The organism is Pseudomonas sp. Au-Pse12, from assembly GCF_021341665.1.
Classification (GTDB): domain Bacteria; phylum Pseudomonadota; class Gammaproteobacteria; order Pseudomonadales; family Pseudomonadaceae; genus Aquipseudomonas.
This window is the reverse complement of record NZ_JAJTTH010000010.1, coordinates 242,363-259,193: the sequence shown is the minus strand read 5'-3', so window position 1 is coordinate 259,193 and position 16,831 is coordinate 242,363. Positions and strand designations below refer to the sequence as shown.

The window sequence follows — 16,831 nt, the reverse complement described above, 5'->3', positions numbered from 1 at the left end:
GCATCGGTACTACGATCCGGAGACGGCGCAGTATTTGAGTCCGGATCCGATAGGACTCGCGGGTGGGGTTCGGCCGCAGGGGTATGTGGATAATCCGTTGAGTTGGGTTGATCCACTTGGGTTGGCAAGTTATGACGGATTAGGGCCCGAACCTGGATATGAAAGAGGTAAAGTACACGGAATTAAATGGCAAGAATCAGATGCTATAAAACGAGCTCAGGAAACAGGGAACCCTCAAGGTAAATGGGGAAACAAAGATGACTTAAACTATGCTGGACAACGAGCAGCAGAGCTGCCGACTGGACCAAATGGTAAAAAAGGTCCATTTTTTGACATCCCAATAAATCCTGACCACAAGTCGGTAGTATATAATCCCGATGGTTCTAAAAGCATTCCCGACATGATTAGAATCAGGAACAATGGCAATGGCACGTTTCATGGATTCCCTATTGACTCTAAAACTGCTGGCCCGATCTTTTAATTTGGAATACGCCTGACATGTTTAAATTAGAAATAATCAGGAATACGCCGCTAGGAAAAAAAGATGATGAAGATTCATCTGTCTCAGAGGCTATATTCTCTACTTACCTGGAGTACAAGACAGATATATTACTACACTGGGATGATTTAACTTTGTGCCTTAGCAGGAGGGGCGACATCAGTGAGATTTATGATGATATTATTGATATGCTAAATCAGCTAGAGTATAAAACCAAGTCTTTTTTTATGGCATTCCTATCAAGTACATTTACAACTCACTGGGATTTTAAAGTCATTGATACTGACTTAATGATGGTGAGTGCCAAGTGGGTTGACGTTGTTTATTTTGACAAAAAAAAAACAAACATAAAGAATTCAAGCATGCTGATTTCCATATCTGACTTCACGGAGCAATGGAAGAAAATCTTGAGAACAATAAAAAAAGATCTTCTTTTCTTAGGATATGACAATACTCTTGATGGCTTTATTTTCTTAGATAACTTGCAATAAAAGTACATCCCACATACACCAATGTGCTTAGCACAAACAAATAGTAGCTAAGCCGCTTCACTTTTTCCGCTCTGCAAGCCCCACTAAACTCATGAAATATGTACAGCACTTGAAGTGGGATTAAGTCAGGGAATGTGTTTTTTACAAAATTGATATAGCACCCGACACACACCACCATGAAAACCAAAAAAATCATTCATATCGTTACGAGTGAAAGCTTGCATTCATAGAATTCCCTCCAAATTCATGAGATTGATAAACTTTAACAGTCCAAAAAAAGACCGTTCACAAGATAGACTGTAGGGGCTAATGCTTCTTAATTTTTTGACAAATCATTTAAAACCTTAAGTGAGCTAATAGTTTGCCCGCACAGGCCTTGCGGTATTTTTTATTCAAAAAATAATAAATATCAAGCAAACAATCTAGTAGTGCCCGATCAGTTTAACGAGATTTTTTTCAGTTTTTAGATCTTTATTATTCATGAAAAACCATATAACCCAACGCCTTAAACTAGATATTCTGGTGCAGCTAGACACGAAGGATTAAGACGTAACTTACGTATTCTTTAATAAATATCTATTTCCAATTAGTTAACATTACCATGTTAACTGACAACACGAAGTAGGCGACTTAACCCCGCACCGCTGGAACAGCGACAACCACCTCACCAACCTGTCCACCCCGGCAACGACCACTGACGCTACGAGTACGACGCCTTTGGTCGCCGCATGCGCAAGTTCAACTTCAGCCGCAGCAACAACCACGATACGAGCTACGGCCACAGTGAAAAACACATTGTCGGTGAAGAGTACCTCTGGAGCGGTGAACAACTGCTTGAGGCCGCGCCAATCTACGCCGACGGCACCGTTGCCTTTGAGCACACGACACACTGGAGTTACGCCACGGGCGGTATTACCCCCACTGGCGCAACAGCAAGGCGACACACCCTGGCACGTCGTCACCGACCACCTCGGCACACCTCGGTGGATAGTTGCTGAACGGACGAACATTCCACCGCAGCACATTGCCCAGACGAAGAAGATCAAGCCCCAGGTTCCGACCTTCACCATCAACGGGGTGGAGTTGCGTGGTGGCGAACGCTTCCTGGTCATTCTGCCGAGCGGTTCGTTACTGAACCTCATGAAACCAGGATCCGTGGTGATGATCTTGATCTAGAGACCCACCAGAAATCAGTGCCACCACGCGCAGCACCGATTTCGCTCTTGAGCCCCTGCCGGCCCACTCAGAACTTCCAGGTGTAAGTCGTGATCAAGCGGTTCTCCTGATAGTCCGGACCAGAAGCCCGGCCATTGCCATAGCGGGTTTTCACGTCGATTCGACGCCACTCGAACCCCACATCCTTGAGGGTGCCGCTCTGTACGACGTAGCCAAGGATGATGTTGCGTTCGCTTTCGACGTTTTGATCCAGTGCGTTGTTGCCGCGATCGATGCCGCTGCCGCGCAGGTAGCGCGTCGTCAATTTCAGGCCGGGCAAGCCCATGGCCGCGAAGTTGTAGTCATAGCGCAGTTGCCAGGAGCTTTCGTTGGGCTTGACGAAGGCGACGGTCGACCAGTTCACCAGGTAGGGTTGGGGCGCATAGCCGTTAAGGGTTGGAAAAGCCGACTCACCCAGCATGCGCTGATAGCCGACGGCAAAGGCATGCCCGCCCTTCTTCAAGGTGCTCATGACTCCGTAGGAGCGGTTATCGATATCACCGTACAAGGCCTTGCCGTCTTCGCGGTGATTGAAATACCGCACGTCGTTCTTCAAGGAGTAGCCACTGCCCAGGTCATGGTTGTAACTCAGCCCCAGGTAGTGTTGCCGGTAGATGTCTTCCAGTTGCCCATGGAAGTAGGTGAGCGCCAGGTTCGGGCTGAACGCATAGGTTGCCCCCGCAAAGTTCAGACCGTCACTGCGCCGTTGAATATCCGGCCCATTGAATAAGTAGAGCTTTTCGCGATTAGACGAGTTCCGGGAACTTATTTCAGTAAAACGTCCAGCGATTAAGGTCAGGTTTTCAACATCCTTGGATTCGATCTGCACGCCGTGATAAGTGGTAATCAATTGCCGAGTATCGTCAATGTAGGCCACCGGCAACGTTGGCCGCAGTTCGCCGAGCTTTAACTCGGTCTTGTTGTAACGCACCTTTGCCGTCAGCGCCGCCCGCCCGTAATCACGGGCCTGCCGCTGCTTGCTGTCGTCATACGGAATGATGCTGTCAGGCCCTCGTCCGCCACCGCCATCCAGGCGATAAGCATATTGAGCCGAGAGGTCCAGGCCGAATTGCAGGGTGCCTTCGGTATAGCCGGAAATGGCCCGAAAGTCGAAACCCTGGGTCCAACTGCCAATGCGCGACTTCGGCGCATCGGCCTGCTTGAAGTCCCGATCAATATAGAAGTTCCGTGCCCCCAGGCTGATCTGCCGATCATCCAGGAATTCGGCGTGAACCAGGCATGGCGCAAAGGCCCCGATAAACGCCGCGGTGGAGCAACCACGGTGCAGGCTGCGTTTAAACATTTAACTTTCCTTCTTTTTTTACATGCACAAAGGCAAGACGAGTGGGCGCAGATCGAGCTGGCAAAAGTTGAACTTCGCCTCAATCCACCGTGTTATTTTTATAACCACTTACTGCAAAAAAAGTCGTAACACCGCCGTCTACCGCAACTGCATAGCACGGCAAACTATTTATTCTTATTAATTAAGCGCTATTGGAAAGTACCGATCGACACTGACTGCCGTTGCAAGCCTCAGGAGCCAGCCTTCGCCACCTCCCCCACGGGGTGATAAGCCCGATTGAAGTACACCAGTCCCTGCTGGCTTTCGCCGTTGCGAATGCCCATCACCTCACAATAGAAAATCGTGTGCGAACCGACTTCATGGGCCTGGGCAATACGGCAGTCGAAACTCACCAGCGCCTCATCCAGCAAAGGCGCTCCGCTTTCCAGGGTACTCCAGCGCGCACTGGAGAAACGTTGTTCGGCATCCAGCTCACGATTGGCAAATGCCCCGGAAACCTCCCGCAGTTCAGGGGTCAGGACGTTGACGCTGAGCACCCCGTTGCTCTTGAAATGAACGTTGGAATACGACGCACGATTCATGCACACCAGCAGTGTCGGCGGCTGATCGGTGACGCTGCATACCGCCGAGGCGGTAAAGCCGAAGCGCCCGGCCGGGCCATCGGTGGTGATGATCGAAACCGCTCCGCCGAGCATCGCCATCGAGTTACGAAATCCAGTTGTATCGACCATGTTATTTGCCTCCGGTCTATCAGATATCCAGCACCAGTTTCTGGGACTTGGCCCGTGAACAACACACCAGGATCTGGTCGTTGGCCTGCTTTTCCTCATCGGTGAGATAGACGTCGCGATGGTCAGGCAGCCCTTCCAGCACGTCACACAGGCAGGTGCCGCAAACCCCCTGCTCGCAGGATATGTCGATCTTTATCCCTGCCGCGCTCAGGGCTTCGACGATGCTCTGCCCCTCGGCGACCTGCACCGTTTTGCCGCTGCGTGCGGCCTGCACTTCAAAGCTGCCACCCGAAGCATCCACCGCTAACCGGAAATACTCGCGGTGCACGTGATCGTCGGCATAGCCCTGGGCGATGGCCTGCCCGATCACCCAGTCCATGAACCCGGCCGGACCACACACATAGACATGCGTCCCAGGCTGTGGCTGACCCAGCACCCGGACCAGGTCAAGTTGCTGGGCCGGGGCCTCATCATCGAAATGGGTCTGCACCCGCCTGGCAAACGGCACCTGCGCCAGTTCATCGAGAAAGGCACTGCGGGCCCGTGAACGGCCGCAGTAGTGCAGCTCGAAATCACTGTCAGCGGCGGTCAGCGCATAGGCCATGGCCAGCATCGGGGTGATGCCGATACCACCGCCAATCAGGATCGAACGTCGGGCCTCTGGGGCCAGTGGAAAATGATTGCGCGGCCGACTGATGTGGATTTCGCATCCGGGCTGCAATTGCGCATGTACCGCCAGGGAACCGCCCCGCGAGGCGGGGTCCTTGAGCACCCCGAGTCGGTAACTGGCGCTGGACGCGGGATCACCACACAACGAGTACTGGCGCACCAGGCCCGGTTGCAGGTGAAGGTCCACATGAGCCCCCGCGGCGAAAGCCGGCAAGGGACGCCCTTGAGGGTCGGCCAGCTCCAGCACCACGACGCCTTCGCCCTGTTCATCGCGCTTGCGCACGACGACTGTCACTAATTGTTCGCTCATGGAAGTGATCCGCTATGGAGAGTGAGGGGGCGCGCAAGCGGCCCCCGTGTCGTACCGCTGAGCCCTCGGGGTCAGCGCATGAACAAGCCGCCGTTCACGTCCCAGGTGGCACCGGTGGCGAAATAGGCCTCTTCGGCGGCCAACTGCACCACCAGGCGCCCGATGAAATCGGCATTGCCCAGGCGCTTCACCGGAATGCCCTCGATCAGTCGATCAAGCTGTGCCGGCGGGACTGCCGCCCGTACCGCCGGCGACTCGATGGGCCCGGGAGCAATGGCATTGACCGTGACGCCCGAGGCCGCCAGTTCCTTGGCGAACACCTTGGTCAGGGTGACGATCGCCCCCTTGGACGCGGCGTAGTGCGCACCGGTGGCGGTGCCGCCGTTCTGCCCGGCCAGGGAGGCCATGTTGATGATGCGCCCATAGCCCTGGCTCGCCAGGTACCCGCCCACCACCTGGCAACCCAGGAAGGTGCCGCGCTGGTTGACGCTCACCACCCGGTCGAACTCTTCCGGGCTGATCTGCATCAGCGGCGTGGTCAGGGTCATGGCGGCGTTGTTCACCAACACCTGCAGAGCGCCCCAAGTGCCCAGCACCGACTCCAGCGCGGCCTGGAAGTCGGCCTTGCTCGAGACATCCAACTGCAGCGCCAGCACCCGCTGGCCGCTGCCATCCAACTCCCCGGCGGTGGCCTGGGCGGCGCTCAGCGAGCGATCGCTGATGACCACCCGATAGCCGGCCTGCAACAGTTGCCCGGCAATACTCTTGCCCAGCCCGCTGGCAGCACCGGTCACCAATGCGACGTGTGTCATGGCCCGCCCTCAGAGGATGTAGCCGATACCGGCGAGGGTATCGGTGGAGTTGATCAGTTGAATCAGCTTGCGCCGGATCTTGAAGCTGTCGCCGCAACGCAGCAGCTCGAAGGTCACGTCGGCGGTGTAATGCTTGAGCACGTCCTTGCGGAACTCCCGCAGGTTCTGCGCACAGCGCACGGTGACCACGCCACCCTCGTCCGCCAGCAGGCGAAACCGCGACTGACTGCGCACCGTGCGTGCCCGCGGGGTGGTCGAGATCGACTCGCCACTGGTCAGCCGGGTGACCCGCAGCTGGCGCATGTGGTGATTGTCATAGGCGTAGTTGAGGGTGTTCTCGAAGTCGGTTTCCAGCGGATCGATAGGAATGATGTAGGTCGCATCCTCGGTCCACAGATCCAGCCACTGGGCGAAGTCGCCATGGTCGAGCATGTCCGCTTCCTGCCAGATGAAGGCCGTGACCTGGTTGAGCAATTGCTGAGTGTTCATGGTGTTCTCCCTTGAGTCAGGCCGACATCATCTTTTTCCACTGCCGATAGGCAGCGCGCATTCCGGTTTCGGCGCTGACATCGCTCGCCACGCCGTCATCGGTCTGGCGCTCGCCGGGCAAGCCGCGATTGAGCATGATCCACAGGTCGCTGCCGGCACTGGCGCCACGCTGGACCCGTTCCCAGGCTTCCGAATCGTCCGGGGTGCCAAAGCCCATGGGGCCCTGGAAGTGCTCGTGCAGGCGTAACCGGTAACGGTTGGCCACTGCCGGGCCGCCGTCCATGGTGATGACCGCATGGTGGATTTCGGTTTCATCCACGGCGACCGGTTGCAGCACCCGGAAAAACGCCATGGAACAGGCCACGTTGGGAAACAGGTTGAGGTTGAACCCGGAACCGCCCACCGCGCGGACAATGCGGCGCACCGCTTGCTCGTCCTGGCCTTCGGCTCGCAGTGCCTCGGCCAGTTGGGCAAAGCGCTCGGGGATCGGTCGCTCGAGGTCGGCTTCCAGATCCACCAGGTCGGGAATCATCACCATCACGCTGTGGCCGTTGCCCAGGTCCTCGACATACCCCGGCCCCTTGACGAAATCGAACAGCGCCAGGGTCTGCTCGTCCACCGAGGACAGGAACGACTTGTGCACCAGCGGGAAGTGATAGGCATCGGTGGTGTTTTCCAGCTGGATCTTCCAGTTGCCGGGGAAGCGGAAGCGATGCTCGCCGCCGACCTTCACGGGGTAGCCGGCCCCTTGCTTCATGAACAGATCGATCCATTTCCTGGCCGCGCCAAGGAAGTCATGCAGCGGTTCGATATCGTCCTTGAAGGTGGCGAAGATCATGCCGTTGTACTGCTCGACCCGCAGGCTCACCAGGGGCAGTTCGGCCTTGTCCAGGCAATCGGCATAACTCTCGGGATGGGGCACGCCCCGCAGGCTGCCATCCAGGGCGTAGCTCCAGCCGTGATAGGGGCAGACGAAACTGTTGGTCTTGCCTTTCTTGTGTTCGCACACCGTTGCCCCGCGGTGCCGGCAACGGTTGAGCAGCACATGCAGGTCCTGCTTGCGATCACGCACCACGATCACCGGCTGCTTGCCGATGTAGGTGCTCTTGTAGCTCCCGGAATCGGGCACTTCACTGGCATGGGCGACCCAGACCCAGGTGCTGTAGAAGATCTTTTCCAGCTCTTCATCGAACAGTCGAGCGTCGGTGTAGAGCGAGGTGTGCACACGATCCGGCTGCACCAGATCGGCCACCGGGGTTTCCAGGGTCAGGGTATCTATCAGGTTGTTCACGGTCACTCCTCGTCGGCGTCGCGCGCCGACTCTTGGCATGTGTGGGCTACTGCGCGTCCTGGGTCGGCACGGGCAGATGCGCGTCGCTGTTCCAGTGATCCACCGGACGACTGAACAGATTCTCGGTCTGAAAATGGGCGATGCGCCATTCCCCTTCCTCAAGGGCGAAAGCCACCGTCAGTCGGGCGCTGTTGAGGTGCGAGGCGCCGCTGGCGAAGCTCGAGGCCTGCAGCATCACCCAGCTGGCGTCCGCCACATGGCCCCGCACCCGGATCAACTCCGAGGTCAGAAAATGCACATTGAGCGCAAAGTGCGCGGGCTCCACGGTGTAGCGGGCGAACATGGCGCGGATCGCCTCGCGCCCGCGGTAACCACCGAAGCTGTCGCGGTAGCGGGCGCCCCGGCCTTCCCAGAGCGCATCGACGGTGAACAGCGCGGCCAGTTCATCCAGCGGCGAGCCCACCCCCAACGCGTCACACAACGCCATGTAACGGTTCATGCAGGCGCGGATGGCGTGTTCGCTTTCCAGGCAGGCGAGCCGTTGCTGCAGCTCGTCGAAGCGTGTTTGTGCCGGCATCGGACACCCCTCCGCTCAGCGCTGGATGATCAGTTCGCGGCCGGTACGGGCCTCGACCTTGCAGTACTTCCAGAGCTTGTAGGGGCCATCCCCCACCGCCGTGGTACGAAACAGATTGCAGGCGGCGTGGACCGTCTCGATGTCCGGCACATCGGCCAGCAGGTAGGTGGTCCAGGGCCAGCCGGCGGACGGGCCGACCATGCTCTGGTCATCGTCCATGTTGCCCAGGATCTTCACCCCGGGCAGATCGGCGATGCCGTTCCACATCTCGCCAAAGGCGGCCCAGACTTCAAGCGCCTCTGGGCGCGGGGCATCGAAGAAGTTCTGGTTGATGCCGATGCAAAACAGCACACGCAGGGCTTTTTTATCAGTCATGTCATTTACCAGTCAGTGGTTGAAGGTCACAGGTAGCCCAGCAGGGGCTTGTTGCCAAACAGGATTGCGCCAGCGTTCTGATAGGTCATGTCGCCCATGAAGGCGTGCTGGGTAATGACCTGGGTGTCGTTGACAAAGCGCGACAGCGGACTGCTGCGGTAGACCCCGCTCATGCCCGACAGCATCTGCGCGCTGCGCGCCACTTCCGCCGCCACCCGGGTGGCGTGGGTAGAGGACAGGCGCAGCATGTTGGTCTGCTCCACGCTCACTGGATCGCCGGCCAGTACGCTCTGCCAGGCATCATCGATGGCTTGGTAAAACCAGGCGCGAGCCGCTCGCAGGGAGGCTTCCGCCTTGGCCATCTCGACCTGAGCCAAAGGCCGGTCGGACAGCGACGGCGCGCCGGTCACCGAAATCCGTCCGCTGGCCATGCCGCCGAGCTCGTCCAGCGCCGCGCGGGCCACGCCGAGGCCGACCACGGACAGCACTTGAGTGGCGAACGACAGCGACGGGTAACGGAAGAACGGCTCGTCGAGGCTCGATGGCCCACCCCGGACAAAGGTCCAGTCCTCTGGCACCACGACGTCGTCCACCACCACATCGTGGCTGCCGGTGCCCACCAGCCCCACCACGTCCCAGGTTTCCTCGATGCGCACCTGGTTGCTCGGCATCACCGCCAAGCGGGGCAAGCCCAGCATCTCACCGCTTTTCGGGGCGATACCGACACCGATCAGGCTGGCCCCCATGCAGCCGCTGGAGAATTTCCAGCGCCCCTTTACCTGCAGCCCGCCTTCGACAAAGGGCGCCGGCTGCGGCGGAAAGATGCCTCCGGCAAACACCACGTCCGGCGAGTCGGCATAGATCTGCGAGAGGGTGTGCAGCGGCAATGACGCCAGGTACACCGGGCTCATGCCAAAGCTGGCGACCCAACCGGCGGAACCGTCGGCCACCGAGATGTCTTCAACCATCTGGCAAAACTCGGCCGGCGAGCGCTCGTCGCCACCAAAGCGCCGAGGCACCAGCGCCCGGTACACCCCCAACTGGCGAAAGCGCTCGATCACATCCGTGGAGATGAACTTCTGTCGATCGAACTCTTCATTGCGAGCACGCTGGCGGATCTCCAGCAGCAATTGCTGGAATTCGCCAGAAGCGGTAATCGGCAAAGACCGCAAGGGGTCCGGCTGGCCAAGCGCAGTCATGGGATTCTCCAAAGTAGGCATGAGGATCAGTCCTCCAGGTGCCGGACCAAGTCACGGGCGACTGCGCACAGCAGTTCGTCCGCGCCGTGGGCGGCAATCAGTTGCAGGCCCACCGGCAGCCCCGAAGCACAGTGCAGGGGAATGCTCAGGGCCGGGTGACCGGAAAGATTGAATGGCCGAACCAGAGCGCTGATGCTCAGGGCGGCCTGGGTATCGGCGGCATCCACCACCGCTGGCGGGTAATCGGGCAGGGTCGGCAAGGCAAGAATCGGAAAGCGCGCCAGGGCTTCATTCACCTGAGCGACAAACAGGCTGCGCACCTTCTCGGCCTCATGCAGCGCCTGGGCGGTAGTCAGACTGGCGGCCTGCAAGCGCGCGGCCACGTCGGCCCCCAACCGACCGCTGGCCAGCAGGTGCGAGCACGCCGCCCAGGTTTCCGCATTGATCACCACCATGGCGGCGTCATAAGCACTCGCCATGCCTGGCAGCTGTACATCCCCCAGAGCGAATCCGCTCAGGTTCAAGCTCCGCTCGACTACCTGCAGAATCGACTGCTTGGCCTGCACGGCCACCACCCCGATACGTATTGGCCCCGGGGCCGGCAGTGAGGAAAAACTCGGGTCCATGGCCTGCATCGCCTCGATCAGGCGCTCCATGCTGGCCGCCAGCGGCCCCAGGCAATCCAGGGAACTGTGGCGCGGCATGACGCCTTGACGATCGATGCGACCGAAGCTTGGCTTGAGGCCGAAAATGCCGCAGCAGGCGGCCGGAATCCGCACTGATCCCCCGGTATCGGTGCCCACGGCGAAATCACACAGGCCGGCGGCAACCGCCGCCGCCGAACCACTTGAAGAGCCGCCGGGAATCAGCGCCGGGTAACGTGGATTGGGCGCGGTGCCGATCCGGCTATTGATGCCGGTGGTGCCGAAGGCCAGCTCATGCAGGCTGGTTTTTCCGCTGATCCGGCAACCGGCGTCCAACAGATGCTGGACCACCCGAGCATGCTCCAGGGCCGGGGGCGCATCGGCCAATGCCTCACTCGAAGCGCGGGTCGGGTAGCCGGCAATATCAATGGTGTCCTTGATCATTACCGAACTTCCGCTCCCTCCCAACGCCAACTCCTCGACCACTACTGTCATGCCATTCACCTGCTTGCCAGATCACTGGGCAACCGCACCAGAACAAGAACGTCCCACCACAATCGGTGGGCGAACGCTTAAATCTAAAATCATAACTATTACATGAATTGTCAATTGATTTTTACCCAATAAAAAAGTGAGTATTTTCGATGCATTTTTACTGATTAGCGCCACGCCCGTGCAGTTTTGTAACAGTCAAAAAAGACCAAAAAATCAGCATATTTAGCAAATAACCCTTAATAAATAACAACTTATTGCTATAAAACACGCTTTCAAGAAATGTGCTTGAATTGTTCAGGCGCCGAACGCGACCTTGAAAAATTACAGCCTTTTTCAATTATTTTTTACTCAAAAAAACCAATAAAAAATCATAAAAAAACACCCTGTTTCGCCATCCCAAAAACACCCAAAAACAATTCCATTGATCCAGGTCAAGACCATGCCCCATGGGCCGTGCAGCGTTTTTTTCACGCCCCGAACCAGCCCCTCGCGCCACCCCGCGATCACTCTCGACCACGACCCACAGCCGCCGTCATCGCCCCTCCCGACGCCCGCCGACACAGCACGCTCCTGGCATGCAACCTGCTTTTGCCCTCCCCGTGCCCGGTTAGCCATTGCGTCAACCAAGGTCCACCACGGAGCCTTGCTGGAGTACCGCAACACCGGCACAACCCCATAAAAACAAGCCGGCCCGCGCAGCCTGAAAGGTCGGTCAACAGCCTTATGCAGCGCCTTGCAACGCTTCGGAGAAAGCCATGCTTTTCAGAAAAGCCGTGACCCTGTTGTTGTTGAGTGCCGCTTGCGCGCATGCCGCGCAAGCTGAAGTGAAAGTCGGCGTGATCACCTCCTCCACCGGCCCCCTGGCCCTGATCGGCTTGCCGCAGAAGCACAGCGTGGCGCTGCTACCGACCCAGGCCGGCGACCAGACGGTGAAGTACATCAGCCTGGATGACGGCAGCGACCCCACCGCCACGGTCAAGGCCCTGAAGAAGCTGATCGATGAGGACAAGGTCGACGCGATCATTGGCCCCAGCGGCTCGCCCAACGCCATGGGGGTCATCCAGTTCGTCGCCGAAGCAGGCGTGCCGTTGCTGGCGCCAGTGGGAACCGCGGCCGTGGTGCTGCCCATGACCGAGCAGAAGAAGTGGGTGTTCAAGACCACCCAGAACGATGAGCTGATAGCTCAGGCACTGTTTGCCCATATGAGCCAGCAAGGGGTGAAGACCCTGGGCTTTATCGGCACCAGCGACCCCTACGGTGAAAACTGGGCCAAGGTCATGAGCGGTCTCGCCGCCGAGCACCACATCAAGCTGGTGGCCAACGAACGCTTTCAGCGCCAGGACACGTCGGTCACCGGACAAAGCCTCAAGGTGCTGGTGGCGCGACCCGACGCAGTGCTGGTGGCCGCACCCGGCAGCGCCGCGGTGATGCCCCAGGCGACGCTGTTCGATCAAGGCTATCGCGGCCAGATCTACCAGACCCACGGCGCGGCATTGCCGGACTTTCTCAAGCTCGGCGCAAAGAAGGTCGAGGGCACCATCCTCGCCGCCAGCCTGATGCTGGTACTGGATGAAATTCCCGACTCGCACCCCTCCAAACAAGTCGCCCGCGAGTACACCCAGGCCTTTGAGAAACTCACCGGCACCCCGCCGGCGACGTTTGGCGGCAACACCTTCGACGCCGGCCTGCTGCTGCAACGGGCAATTCCCCTGGCGGCAAGCAAAGCCGCCCCCGGCAGCCCCGAGTTTCGCGCAGCACTGCGTGACGCCCTGGAGCAAAGCCATGAGCTGGCGGGCACCCAGGGGGTCTACAACATGACCCCGCAGGACCACAGCGGCTTCGATGAGCGCGGTCGTGAACTGATCGTGATGAAAAACGGCCGCTGGACGCTACTGCCAGGCAACTGAGCGAACGCTTATCGAACCTTCGGACGCAGGCCCTCGCGTCCGACCTTCAATCCGCTAGAAAAAGAGCGCTCATTATGAATTTCCATATAGCCATGCTGCTGGGTCAGGACGGCATGACCAATGGCGCGATCTATGCGCTGCTGGCTCTGTCGATCCTCCTGGTGTTCAGCGTGACCCGAATCCTGCTGATCCCTCAGGGCGAATTTGTCACCTATGGCGCCTTGACCATGGCCAGCGTGCAGAGCGGCCAGCCCACCGCGCTGATCTGGCTGCTGCTGGGGCTGACCCTGATCGACTGCCTGCTGGACCTGCGGGCAGCCCTGGGCAGCAGCCAACGCCGGCGCTTGCCGCTGCGCGCCCTGATCAAGCTCGGCTACGCCTTGCTCCTGGCACTGCTGATCAAGACCCTGCCGCTGGCACAGTTGCCCATGGCCGTGCAGGCGTTGCTGACCCTGGCCCTGGTGGCGCCACTGGGCCCCCTGATCTATCGCCTGGCTTTCCAGAGCATCGCCTCGGCCAACTCGCTGGTGCTGCTGATCGTGTCGATCGCCGTCCACGTCAGCATGGTCGGCATCGGCCTGCTGCTGTTCGGCCCCGAAGGCGCGCGCACCCGGCCCTTCTCCGAACAGGGCCTGGACCTGGGGCCAGTAACCTTCAACAGCCAGACACTGTGGGTGCTGGCGGTGTCCCTGGGGTTGATCATCGGCCTCTATCTGTTCTTCGGACGCAGCCTGTACGGCAAGGCCCTGCGCGCCACTGCGGTGAATCGCATGGGCGCGCGCCTGATGGGGATCTCCCCGTCCCTGGCGGGCCAGTCGACGTTCTTCCTCGCAGCGCTGATCGGCACGCTCTCAGGCATTCTGATCGCGCCCATCACCACCTTGTATTTCGACTCCGGCTTCATCATCAGCCTCAAGGGGTTTGTCGGCGCGATCATCGGCGGGCTGGCCAGCTATCCGCTAGCCGCCATTGGCGCCCTGGGCGTCGGCCTGGTGGAAGCGTTCTCGATGTTCTGGGCCAGCACCTACAAGGAAATCATCGTCTTCACCTTGATCATTCCCTGCCTGCTATGGCGCTCCCTTACCCACCGTCACGTGGAGGAAGAAGAATGAACCCGCGCTACCTGCTGCCCCTCCTGACCCTGATGGTCGGCCTCGTGCCACTGCTCTTGCCGCCCTACTACGTGACCCTGCTCAACTACATCGGCCTTTACACCCTGGTGGTGCTCGGCCTGGTGCTACTGACCGGGATTGGCGGCATGACCAGTTTCGGCCAGGCGGCCTTTGTCGGCCTGGGCGCCTACACCTCGGCCTACCTCACCACCAGCGAACTACCAGACTGGCTGGCCTGGGCGGGCGCCTCGCCGTGGCTGGCACTGCTGCTCGGCGTCCTGTTGACCGTTGCGGTGGCGTTACTACTGGGCGCCCTGACCCTCAGGCTGTCCGGACACTACCTGCCCCTGGGCACCATTGCCTGGGGCCTGTCGCTGTATTACCTGTTCGGCACCCTGGAATCACTGGGTGGCCATACCGGCGTCAGCGGACTGCCGTCGATCTCGCTGTTCGGCGTGCTACTGGACAAGGGCGAAAAGATTTTCTATCTGATCTGGGCGGTGCTGCTACTGGCCATCGTCATCACCCAGAACCTGCTGAACTCTCGTGAAGGCCGGGCCATTCGCGCCCTCAAAGGCGGCCAGGTGATGGCCGAGTCGATGGGGGTCAATACCCTGCGCTCGAAAATGCTGATCTTCGTCCTCTCGGCAGTCTTCGCAGCTGTCTCCGGCTGGCTTTACGCCCACACTCAACGCTTCGTCAACCCAACACCCTTTGGCCTGGGCATGGGCATCGACTACCTGTTCATGGCCCTGATCGGCGGCGTGGCCAGTGTCTGGGGCGCCTTGCTCGGCAGCGGCATAGTGACGCTGCTCAAGCAAGCCCTGCAGGACGGATTACCAAGCCTCATGGGCAGCCAGGGCAACTACGAAACCATCGCTTTCGGCCTGTTGATCGTGCTGCTGATGCAACGCGCTCCAGGCGGCCTCTGGCCAATGCTGCTGCGTTTTGTACCAGCACGCTTCAAGGCCCGGCCACTGCTCTCTCTCGACACCAACATCACCCCCTTGCCCCGTCGCGCACTGCCCGAACATGGCCGGCAGATCCTTGAGGCCCGCGGGGTGACCCGCTGTTTTGGCGGCTTGGTGGCCAACAACGACATGAGCCTGCAGGTCCATAGCGGCGAAATTCTCGCCCTGATCGGCCCCAACGGCGCCGGCAAGAGCACCCTGTTCAACCAGCTGTCCGGGGTCGACACCCCGACCTCCGGCGAGGTGCTGTTCATGGGCCAGCGGATCAACGGCCTGAGTTCGCGCCATGTGGCCCGCATGGGCCTGAGCCGGACCTTCCAGCACGTCAAGCTGCTACCCGAGATGAGCGTGCTGGAAAACGTCGCCCTCGGCGCCCACCTACGCGGCAGACACGGCATGGTCGCCGCCGCCCTGCACCTGGAGCGCCGCGAGGAAGCCCGACTGCTCAACGAGGCACGACAGCAACTGGAGCGGGTCGGCCTGGGCGACTGCCTGTACGAACCGGCCGGCAGCCTGGCCCTGGGCCAGCAACGTATCCTGGAAATTGCCCGGGCGCTGTGCGCCGATCCCTGCCTGCTGCTGCTCGATGAACCCGCCGCCGGGCTGCGCCTAAAAGAGAAAGAAGCCCTGGGCCTGCTCCTCAGCCGCCTGCGCAGCGAAGGCATGGCGATCCTGCTGGTAGAACACGACATGGACTTCGTCATGGGGCTGGTGGATCGAGTGGTGGTCATGGAGTTCGGGCAGCGCATCGCCCAGGGCCTGCCCGAAGAAATGCAAAGCAATCCGGCTGTACTGGAAGCCTACCTGGGAGGGGTCGAATGATGAACACGTCCGCACAAGCACTACCGACACCGCACAACAGCCGCCGTGACGCCGTCCTGGAAATCAGCAACCTGAGCGTGTCCTACGGCAAGATCGAAGCACTGAGCAATGCCAACCTGCGAGTCGGCAAAGGGCAGATCGTCACCGTGATCGGCCCCAACGGCGCGGGGAAAACTACCCTGCTGTCAGCCATCATGGGCGTCCTAGACTCCCGAGGAGAGGTGCATTTCGACGGCGACCTGCAAGCCCCGCCCAACGTCGAAATGCTGGTATCCCGCGGCCTGGGCCTAGTGCCAGAAAAGCGCGAACTGTTTACCAGCATGAGCGTTGCCGACAATCTGCTGCTGGGGTCTTTCCAGCGCCATCGTCGCGGCGACCGCGACTCTGCACGGACCCTTCAAGAAGTCTATGAACTGTTCCCCCGCCTGTGGGAACGCCGTGAACAGCGAGCAGCCACCCTGTCCGGCGGCGAGCGCCAGATGCTTGCCGTGGGGCGCGCACTCATGGCCAAACCCAAGCTCTTGATGCTCGACGAACCGAGCCTGGGCCTGGCGCCGCTGATCACTCGAGAGATCTTGCGGATCATCAGCGCCCTGCGCGAACAGGGCGTGTCGATCCTGCTGGTGGAGCAGAATGCCCGCGCCGCCCTGCGCATTGCCGACTATGCCTACGTCCTGGAAACCGGACACATAGCCATGCAAGGTCCCGCCAGCCAGCTGGCCGATGACCCGCGCATCATCGAAACCTACCTGGGGCTGGCCAGCAGGCACCAGGCACTGCTCGCCACCTGAGCCTGCGCAATATCGTCAAGTGCGTGGCCGGCAGCACAGAGCGTGCTCCCGGCCAGGCGCGCTATCGCCGCAGGTCGACAGCCGGCGCGCAACCCTCTATAAAGCCAGCTCATCAAAAATGGCTGCGC

17 protein-coding genes are annotated in these 16,831 nt (G+C 59.7%); 7 read left to right on the top strand and 10 right to left on the bottom strand.

All coding sequences use genetic code 11. The features are described 5' to 3' along the window. From LXM55_RS25935 to LXM55_RS25925, 3 genes are all read left to right on the top strand, one after another. On the top strand, positions 1 to 481 hold a 481-nt coding region (locus LXM55_RS25935), incomplete at its 5' end, for an RHS repeat-associated core domain-containing protein (protein WP_325169917.1). 17 nt (positions 482 to 498) lie between these two features. Continuing rightward, positions 499 to 990 carry a hypothetical protein gene (locus LXM55_RS25930; RefSeq protein ID WP_233322998.1) on the top strand — a complete coding sequence of 164 codons (492 nt, stop codon included), beginning with the start codon at positions 499 to 501 and terminating at the stop codon, positions 988 to 990. Between the two features lie 728 nt (positions 991 to 1,718). Then, complete coding sequence (locus LXM55_RS25925) at positions 1,719 to 1,988, top strand: hypothetical protein (RefSeq protein WP_233322997.1); 270 nt, start codon at positions 1,719 to 1,721, stop codon at positions 1,986 to 1,988. A gap of 245 nt (positions 1,989 to 2,233) precedes the next feature. On the opposite strand, the gene LXM55_RS25920 is transcribed toward LXM55_RS25925, so the two are convergent. The 10 genes from LXM55_RS25920 to LXM55_RS25875 all read right to left on the bottom strand — a co-directional run bounded on the left by LXM55_RS25920 (position 2,234) and on the right by LXM55_RS25875 (position 11,100). Next, entirely contained in the window at positions 2,234 to 3,508 is a 1,275-nt protein-coding gene (locus tag LXM55_RS25920) for an OprD family porin (RefSeq protein ID WP_233322996.1), read from the bottom strand. 230 nt (positions 3,509 to 3,738) lie between these two features. Then, positions 3,739 to 4,239, bottom strand: a complete 501-nt coding sequence (locus LXM55_RS25915) for a flavin reductase (RefSeq protein WP_233322995.1) — start codon at positions 4,237 to 4,239, stop codon at positions 3,739 to 3,741. A 19-nt stretch (positions 4,240 to 4,258) separates the two neighbouring features. Next, complete coding sequence (locus LXM55_RS25910) at positions 4,259 to 5,218, bottom strand: PDR/VanB family oxidoreductase (protein WP_233322994.1); 960 nt, start codon at positions 5,216 to 5,218, stop codon at positions 4,259 to 4,261. A 71-nt stretch (positions 5,219 to 5,289) separates the two neighbouring features. Further along, the gene (locus LXM55_RS25905) at positions 5,290 to 6,030 is read right to left on the bottom strand and encodes an SDR family NAD(P)-dependent oxidoreductase (protein ID WP_233322993.1); all 741 of its coding nucleotides are present in this window, start codon (positions 6,028 to 6,030) and stop codon (positions 5,290 to 5,292) included. A 9-nt stretch (positions 6,031 to 6,039) separates the two neighbouring features. Then, positions 6,040 to 6,519 carry an aromatic-ring-hydroxylating dioxygenase subunit beta gene (locus tag LXM55_RS25900; RefSeq protein WP_233322992.1) on the bottom strand — a complete coding sequence of 160 codons (480 nt, stop codon included), beginning with the start codon at positions 6,517 to 6,519 and terminating at the stop codon, positions 6,040 to 6,042. A gap of 16 nt (positions 6,520 to 6,535) precedes the next feature. Next, positions 6,536 to 7,810, bottom strand: a complete 1,275-nt coding sequence (locus LXM55_RS25895) for an aromatic ring-hydroxylating oxygenase subunit alpha (protein WP_233322991.1) — start codon at positions 7,808 to 7,810, stop codon at positions 6,536 to 6,538. A gap of 46 nt (positions 7,811 to 7,856) precedes the next feature. Continuing rightward, positions 7,857 to 8,387 carry a nuclear transport factor 2 family protein gene (locus LXM55_RS25890; protein ID WP_233322990.1) on the bottom strand — a complete coding sequence of 177 codons (531 nt, stop codon included), beginning with the start codon at positions 8,385 to 8,387 and terminating at the stop codon, positions 7,857 to 7,859. A 15-nt stretch (positions 8,388 to 8,402) separates the two neighbouring features. Continuing rightward, on the bottom strand, positions 8,403 to 8,762 hold the full coding sequence (locus LXM55_RS25885) for an IacB protein (RefSeq protein WP_233322989.1): 360 nt from the start codon (positions 8,760 to 8,762) through the stop codon (positions 8,403 to 8,405). 26 nt (positions 8,763 to 8,788) lie between these two features. Further along, complete coding sequence (locus tag LXM55_RS25880; protein WP_233322988.1) at positions 8,789 to 9,961, bottom strand: acyl-CoA dehydrogenase family protein; 1,173 nt, start codon at positions 9,959 to 9,961, stop codon at positions 8,789 to 8,791. Positions 9,962 to 9,987: 26 nt separating this feature from the next. Continuing rightward, on the bottom strand, positions 9,988 to 11,100 hold the full coding sequence (locus LXM55_RS25875) for an amidase (RefSeq protein ID WP_233322987.1): 1,113 nt from the start codon (positions 11,098 to 11,100) through the stop codon (positions 9,988 to 9,990). Positions 11,101 to 11,855: 755 nt separating this feature from the next. Here LXM55_RS25875 and LXM55_RS25870 point away from each other — a divergent pair. The 4 genes from LXM55_RS25870 (at position 11,856) to LXM55_RS25855 (ending at position 16,703) form a co-directional block, all read left to right on the top strand. Then, on the top strand, positions 11,856 to 13,007 hold the full coding sequence (locus LXM55_RS25870; RefSeq protein WP_233322986.1) for an ABC transporter substrate-binding protein: 1,152 nt from the start codon (positions 11,856 to 11,858) through the stop codon (positions 13,005 to 13,007). Between the two features lie 74 nt (positions 13,008 to 13,081). After that, positions 13,082 to 14,119, top strand: a complete 1,038-nt coding sequence (locus LXM55_RS25865) for a branched-chain amino acid ABC transporter permease (protein ID WP_233322985.1) — start codon at positions 13,082 to 13,084, stop codon at positions 14,117 to 14,119. After that, entirely contained in the window at positions 14,116 to 15,912 is a 1,797-nt protein-coding gene (locus tag LXM55_RS25860; RefSeq protein ID WP_233322984.1) for a branched-chain amino acid ABC transporter ATP-binding protein/permease, read from the top strand. Before LXM55_RS25865 ends, LXM55_RS25860 begins: the two co-directional genes overlap by 4 nt. Beyond that, positions 15,912 to 16,703, top strand: a complete 792-nt coding sequence (locus tag LXM55_RS25855; RefSeq protein ID WP_233323010.1) for an ABC transporter ATP-binding protein — start codon at positions 15,912 to 15,914, stop codon at positions 16,701 to 16,703. Before LXM55_RS25860 ends, LXM55_RS25855 begins: the two co-directional genes overlap by 1 nt. Positions 16,704 to 16,831 lie beyond the last annotated feature (128 nt).